A 7,326-nucleotide genomic window follows, 5' to 3' on the forward strand; every position below is an offset into this window, starting at 1 on the left:
GTGGCCGCGCACCGCTGAAGCTGCTCTTCTCGCCACCGGGATGGGTGGACCCCCTGGGCCGGTGTGCGGTCGTGGCCAACCACCCGGTGGCAGAGCCGGACCGGAGCACCCCGCGCGACAGGCACGACCGGTGACGGGCCTGACCCGCCACCGGTCCTCCCGCCCTTTCTACGCGGCGCTGGGGCCGACGTCCGCCGCAGTGAGCGGGGAGCGTGTGACCGGGGACGACGACCGCTCGTCGGCGCCGGCGTCGGCGCCGCCGACCCGGGTCTGGCCGTCCATGTCGTCGGTCACGAAGGCGTGGTCACCGGTGGCGGTGTCGATCGCCGGGCTTCCCGCGCCGATCCGGTACAGCGATCCGTCGGGGGCGAGCAGCGGGTCGACCGCCCTGACGGAGCCGGAGGGCACGGACACGCCGAGGGTTGCCGATCCGGTCGGCCAGGCTATGTTCCCGGAGTAGGTCATGTTCAAGGGCTTCCTGACTTCGTTGATCAGCTTGCCCCGGCTGCCGGTGACGAGGTTGTCGGCGATGACCGAGTCGGCCGGGGGAAGGCTATAGTTGGCGCCGATCTCGATGTTCGACACGTTGTTCACGAAGGTGTTGTTCACGACGGTCGCCCGGTAGACGCGCCAGTGCGCGCTCAGCGCGCCCGAGGTGTCCACGTCGCCGCCGTCGATCTGCAGCGCGGCGTCGTAGCCGGTGCCGGTCAGGCCCTCGAAGTAGTTGTTGTAGACCTTGTGGTCCTGGCCGTAGAGGCGGATCCCGCCGGTCCCCGCCTTGCCCTCGCCGAGGAAAAAGTTGCCGTGGAACTCGCCCCGGTTCCCGTGCCGTTGGGACAGGACGCCCTGGGAGGCGCGGAAGGTGTTGTAGCGGACGACGTTGTCGTTGCTCTTCACGGAGACGATCTCCGGGTCGCCGTCGCAGTTCTCGAAGAGGTTCGACTCGACGATGGTGAATCCGCTCGACCGGGAGATTCCGCTCCAGCCGACCCGGATGGCCTCCATCTCGTTGTCCGCGCGGGGTCCGATGTCGCGGAAGTGGTTGTGGTCGATGCGGTCGTGCTGTGACTGCTGGGTCTCGGATCCGTCGATGGTGATGAAGTTCCCGAGCTGGTGCTTCTCCTCGAACAGGTTGTGATCGATCCGGTTGTGGTGGCTGCCCGCACCCTGGATGATCACCCACTTCAGCGAGGACTCCTCGGTCAGCCGGAAGTGGTTGCGGGTCAGCCGCACATGGTTCGACCTGGTGATTTTCAGGGTGTCGCTGTTCGTGAACTTCAGGCCCTGGAAGGTGACGTAGGAGGAGTCCGCCACCTCCAGCTGCCCGTCGCCGATCACCGCCTTGCCGCGGTTCTCGGCGACCACGGTGATGGGTGCGGCGGCCGTTCCGTTCTTGCCGGTCATGCTGCCGATCGCGTACGTGCCGTCCGCGAGGACGATGCGGTCGCCAGCCCGTGCGTCCCCGAACGCACTCCCCAACGCGTCCGAGTCTGCGACATGGACCGTGCGGACAGGGCTCGGCTCTCCGTCGTCTCCGCCGCCGTCGTCTCCGCCGCTGTTGTCGGCTCCGAAAATGTCCGTCTCGGTGATGCTGGTCCAGGCGTTGGACGTGTTTCCGTGGCCGACGATCCGCACGTAGCGGGCCGAGGCGTCGACAAAGTCGTACTTCTCCTGCTGAAGTGTGGTGCCGCTGCTGGTCGTTCGTGCCAGGACGGTCCTCCACGACGACCCGTCGTCGGACAGCTGGACGTCGAACGTGTTCTTTCTGCCAGCTCCCTGGTGCCAGGCGAGCGACGCCGAACCGACGGTCCGCTTCGAGCCCAGGTCGTAGCGGATCCACGCCCCGTCGCCCTCGGACGACCAGCGGGTACTCAGGTTGTTGTCCAGGGTGTTGGCGGGGACGTTGCCGTCATCGGGACTCGCCGAGATGCCGACGACGGGGACCGGAGAGTCCCCGCCGGGATCGCCGGGATTCCCGCCGGCGGGCTCGACGTCGTACGTCCGGACCCAGTCGACCTCGAGCACGGCCGGGCGCAGCCCGCTGTCGCCGGTGAAGTTGTCGAGCTGGATGTTCAGATGCCCCGAGGGCATCGTCTGGATGTCCCCCCGGTCGGCGTCCGCGCCGCCCGACTCCCGGAACCACTCGACGCCGTCGACGTAGCCGACCAACGCGTCCGGCGTCCACTCGAACGCGAAGTTATGCCACTGCGTCATGTCCACCGGGCAGTGGTCGTTGCGTTCCTTCTTGTCGGTCGGGCTCTTCGGATAGTGCAGGAAAGCGGTGAGGCACTGGGCTTCGGGGTCGGAGGTCTCGACCCAGTCGTACTCCCCGTTCTCGAGCCGGTTGCCCGCGGTGGGCCAGATCAGGTGCAGGACGTGGTAGAGCCCGCCGGTCGAGCCGGTGTTCCGTGAGCGTGAACGGATCTCCCACCGGCCGTACTCGGCGTCACGCTGCTGCCTGAGCCACCCCGTGTCGCCGTTCGCCTCGCCGCGCATGGTGAGCATACCGTTGGCGACGGTGCTGTTCTTGGCGCAGCGGCGGCCGTTTCCGGCGTGCCCTTCCCAGCATCCCTGCGTGCCGCCGACCTCGCCCGTCGGCACCGCCCATTTGTCGGGGTCGACCGCGCCGGTGTAGTCGAACTCGTCGGAGACCGGCAGCGGGGTGCCCCAGCCGTACCGCTCGGCGGCCTCGGTCGAGTCCCCGGTACCCCCGCCCCCGCTGTCGCCGTGCGTGACGTTGAGGCCGTAGATCTTGACCTCGCCGTAGTTGTCCTCGCTGCACGGATCCGAGTTGCCGCAGTTGGCCTGCGTATACGCGCCGGCCTTGAAGTAGGCGCCGGAGTAGTCCCTCGACAGCGTGGTCTGCAACGCGCCGTTGTAGTAGATCCTGGTCTCGCCGTCGCTGACCTCGAACTTCGCCTGGAACCTCGTACCCAGCCGGTAGGCGTCCGTCACCAGATGGTGGTGCGACGTGTCGCCGTCGGTGATGTACAGCCTGCTGCCTTCGAGGCGGAAGACGGTGACGTCGTCGGAGGCGTCGTGGATCTGCCCGGCGACGACGTACGGCCTCTCCTCGGGAACGTCCGTGATGGCCTGGTCGATCACCATGGTGTGGGTGCCAGACGTGGACGACCAACTTGCCTTGGCCGTCCCGGAGTCCGTCATCTCCCGCAGCTCCGAGCGAGGGTAGCTGGAGCCGCTGGTGGTGACCCCGTTGACCGGGGCCCGGAACCGGACGGCCGAGCAGTCGTCGGCCGTGACGAACCACGGGTCGTGCTTGTACGTGGCGAGTTCCGGCTGGTAGACGTTGGTGGGGGACTCCTCGTCGCCCACCGGCAGCCCGATGTACCAGTTCGTCAGGTTCAGCACATCCGCCGGGAACGCGCAGGAGCCGCCACCGTCGCCTCCGCCTCCATCGGCTCCGTAGACGTCCGTCTCGGTGATGCTGGTCCAGTCGTTGACGGTGTTGCCATGGCCCACGATCCGCACGTAGCGGGCCGGGGTGTCGGCGAAGTCGTGGCTCTGCTGCCCGAGCGTGGTACCGCTGGTGGCTTTCCGGCTCAGGACCGTGGTCCACGACGATCCGTCCGCGGACAGCTGGACGTCGAAGGTGCTCTTCCTCCGGTCCCCCTGGTGCCAGGCGACCGACACCGAACCCACGGTCTGCGCGGAGCCGAGGTCGTAGCGGATCGACACCCCGTCGCCCTCGGCGGACCAGCGGGTACTCAGGTTGTTGTCGAGCGTGTTGGCGGGAACGTTGCCGTCGTCGGCGCTCGCCGTGACGCTCCTGACCGCCAGCGGAGAGGGGGCGGCGGCTGACGCGACCGGGTGGAACATACCTGGGACTCCAACGGCGACCGCGCCCACTAACAGCGCATGAAACATGCGTCTCACAGAGCCTCGCTTCGATTGACGGCCCTGGACGGCAGGAACGGCCGGTCCGGGGCCGGATGGTTGTGGTCGATAACCGTGAGGTGGCGCACCGTGAGGTGGTGCTCCGAATGCCAGGGGGTACCGTGTCAGACGCGTGGCGGGACCCCTCCCGCGCTGGTCGTGGTGCGGTGGGCGCATCCGTCCTTGATCGGCGGTCTGCTCACCGAGATCGGCACCATCGAGATCGGTCGGTCGGACACAGGTCTGCACACGGCGGAGAGACGGAACTGATCCACCCGGAGTCGTCCTGTCCGACGACTCCGGGCCGGTCCTCCGAGGTGACCGGTTGATCGCCTACGCGCTCGTGTGGGACGAATCCGGCGGCGAGCGCATCACCGCCGACCACCACCCACTCCCCGGCCACGGTTGCGCTCGGAACACCTCCCGGCTTCGGCCGAAGATGACGAGCAGCTGTGCCCCTTCGACTGCGGTATGTGAGTATCACGGCACGTTCGCGCGGTCATGCGCCATAGGACGGGATCTCCGGGGAGCGGTCAGGTGCCCAGGGCTTCGGCCGCGACGGCCACGCCTCCCCTCATTCGGCGGCATGGCCGGGACATGACCCCACGCTCCCGGCGCCCCGTTGCCAGCACGCTCGCCGCGGTCCACGACCTCGCGCTTTCCCCGTACCGGCTGCGCCGCGTGCCCGAGGCCGTCCCCTGCCCGGCTCAGCGGGCCGCCGGTCCGGAACGGCGGACGCGGGCGGCACCCGGCTGCGCACCGGGCGCCGAGGAAGGCGGACCAGGCCGGGCTCGCTGAGGACCCCCCTGCGGCGGGTCGTCGCCGCCCGGCTCGGCAGTGGCGCCGGTGCCGGTGCCGGTGGGGAGGAGCGGCGGCGGGCGCTCGCCGTATCCGCACGGCCGTCGCGAACGGAACCGGACGGGGATCACGGGTCCTGACCCGGGCAGGTCGGCCACGGCGACGGGCGGGTCGGGTTCCCCGGGGCACCGGACCCGGACCGGCCGGGACCTTCCGAGGACGCCGTGCTCAGGAATCCGGGACACCGGGCCACTGAAGCTTCCCCCTTGATCGTGGACACCTGGAGACTGGGATCCGAGGTTCCAGAGGAAGTAGCACCAGGTGGAAAGCAAGTACACGAAGCGGTACACGGAGGAGTTCAAGCGGGACGCGATCGCGCTCGTCGACTCCTCGGGCAAGACGGTCACGGCCGTCGCCCGGGAACCCGGCATCAGCTCGGAGTCCCTGCGCGGCTGGTACCGCAAGGCCAAGGCCGACCGGAAAGGCCCGCGTGTTCGCGGACACCCGACGCCCCGCCACCATGACATGACAGCGGCCGCACGAGCGATACAACCGCTACCCCCGACGACACCGAGGCCGCATAGCCTCCGGCACCAGGCACGCACCCAGGCAAGCCGTTTCTGGAAGGTGGCTTGCCCGGAACGGTGCGTGCGCAAGACCGGAAAGAACTCTGCTGCTTCCCGCCCACAAGCCACCCGTGCGACTGGACCGATCCCCGAGGGCCGCATCATGGGCTTTTGACCGGCACATGCGGTGCCAGCCGAGTGTAGGGCGGGACACGGAGCCGAGTTCGACTTCCACCGGGGCGAAGGTAGAGGCGCACGCGGAAGCAGTCGTGCTGGCCGCCTGCCGGCTCGCCGACACCGCGGGTCCCGGACAGTGGAGCCCGGGCGCGATCGAGGACGCCGCGTCCGCGCTGGAAGTCCTCGCGGGCGCCCTGGCCCAGCTCGACTCCGAGAGCGCGGAGATCCTCGCCGTCATCCCGGCCGCCGTCGCCGCACTGCGCGAACACACCGAACAGACCCGGGCCGACGCACCGGCCGGTGAGGGTGTGGCCGGGCGCGGCGGAGCTGCGGTCATCGGGCCGCTGCGGAAGGCGCTGGCCGTGCACGGCATCAGCCGCGGCCGAGTGCACCAGCTCGGTGCCGCACTGGTGACCGTCACCCTGGACGCAGCCGACGCCCAGGCCCTGGCCGCTCTCCTGACTTCCCGCGGTGAACACCACGACCAGGAGCACCGGGTCGTGGAGGACGCAGGGGCGCTGTGGGGGGCCGGGCCCGCCGGCACGGCGGCCGCCGCTCTCGGACAGGCACTGGCCACGTACGGGGCCGGCAGCTACGCGCGCGTCCTGGACTCCGGACAGGTCACCGCAGGGCTCACCCCGCACGCCGCGCAGCAGCTCACCACGGCACTCACCACCAGACCCGCACCAGCCACGTGCACCCGCCGACACGGACTCGGACACGGCTGGAAAGGCCTGGACACCACCAGCCGGTGAAACGCTGGCTCCTGATTGTCCACGTGCCGCAGGTCCTCCGGGGCGCCAGAGCACGGGGGTTAGCGGTTGAACCACCACTGGAGGATCACGGGGAGGGTTGCGGCGGTGAGAGGCACGGCGATCTGGATGCGTTGGGTGCGGGACAGAGGCCGGCGCGGTTTACGGCCGTGGGGGCCGTGGTTGAGGAAGCGGAACACGATGGAGCCCGCCCTTTCTGGCTGAGGGGTGTTCTGCAGGGTTTTGGGTGGGTGGTTCATCCCTGGCACAGAAGGCTGTCGCGGTATTCCTCGGGTACTTCTTCGAAGTACTCCTGCGGGATGGGGACGTGGATTCCCGTGCCGGCGTCGACTTCTCTGATCTGGTCGTCGACTTCCGCTTTGAGTGCGTCGTTGACGGGGCGGCCTGTGGTGCTGGGGGCGTCTTCCCAGTCGGGGTCGCACAGGAAGGCATCCCCGTCGAGGTTGCGGTAGCAGGAGATCGCCTCGTCGGGTTCGTCCCGCAGAAGGCCTTCGAGGAACAGGCAGTAGGCCGCGGTGGTGTCGTCGGCTCCGGCGGCGAACCTCCACCAGAAGCGGGCTCCGTCCGCGTGACCGTTGGTGAACAGCAGACAGGCGAAGGCGCGGGCCGCGACCGGGTCCATGCGCAGTTGGCCTTCGACGAAGACCAACAGCCGGTCGGCGTTGCCAGGCGCCTTGATGACCAGGCGGGACAGTGTTTTCAGGTCGTGGTGGATCTGGCGGCGGAGCTGCCAGGCGGAGAGGGAGACCGTGCCGCCGACCGGTTCGAGCAAGAGCTCGGCAAGTTGCGGGGAGGTGGGCATCAGCCAGCCGTTCTTGAGCCCGCGGGCCGCGAGGTGCCGGCGGGCAGAGATGTGCTCGATGCGCCGGCGGAGCGTGCGGTCGTCCTCAGCTCGTTGCTCGGGTGTGTAGGCCGGGGTGCGGAGCAATGAGGTTTTTCAGCGTTGCCGCTCCAGGGTGAGGACGGCTTTGGCGATTGATGACATTCGATTCGGGCTGCACCGGGACTTGCGGAGGCGTTGTCACGTTGTTGGGTGGGTAGGGCCTGACGGTGTGTCGGGGCATGGTTCCAGTCGGGCTCCGGGCCTGTTGCTCAGGCCACTGCGGGCCGGGCGGTTA

General features: G+C 69.0%; 4 protein-coding genes. 2 read left to right on the forward strand and 2 right to left on the reverse strand.

The features are described from left to right. Positions 1-168: 168 nt before the first annotated feature. Positions 169-3,837 (reverse strand): chondroitinase-B domain-containing protein, encoded by a 3,669-nt coding sequence (locus ABD374_RS33270; protein ID WP_344500665.1) that lies wholly within the window; start codon positions 3,835-3,837, stop codon positions 169-171. 1,176 nt (positions 3,838-5,013) lie between these two features. On the opposite strand from ABD374_RS33270, the gene ABD374_RS33275 reads away from it, so the two are divergent. Both ABD374_RS33275 and ABD374_RS33280 read left to right on the forward strand, forming a co-directional pair. After that, entirely contained in the window at positions 5,014-5,433 is a 420-nt protein-coding gene (locus ABD374_RS33275) for a transposase (RefSeq protein WP_344500667.1), read from the forward strand. A 94-nt stretch (positions 5,434-5,527) separates the two neighbouring features. Next, entirely contained in the window at positions 5,528-6,190 is a 663-nt protein-coding gene (locus tag ABD374_RS33280; protein WP_344500669.1) for a hypothetical protein, read from the forward strand. A 253-nt stretch (positions 6,191-6,443) separates the two neighbouring features. Here ABD374_RS33280 and ABD374_RS33285 read toward each other — a convergent pair whose 3' ends face one another. Continuing rightward, entirely contained in the window at positions 6,444-7,136 is a 693-nt protein-coding gene (locus ABD374_RS33285; protein WP_344500671.1) for a hypothetical protein, read from the reverse strand. Positions 7,137-7,326: the final 190 nt, after the last annotated feature.

The organism is Streptomyces enissocaesilis (genome assembly GCF_039533765.1).
Lineage (GTDB): Bacteria > Actinomycetota > Actinomycetes > Streptomycetales > Streptomycetaceae > Streptomyces > Streptomyces enissocaesilis.

What these genes read in the sequence shown, in the direction of transcription:
- ABD374_RS33270 (WP_344500665.1), bottom strand. Translation starts at nt 3,837, where the DNA reads ATGTTCCACCCGGTCGCGTCAGCCGCCGCCCCCTCTCCGCTGGCGGTC.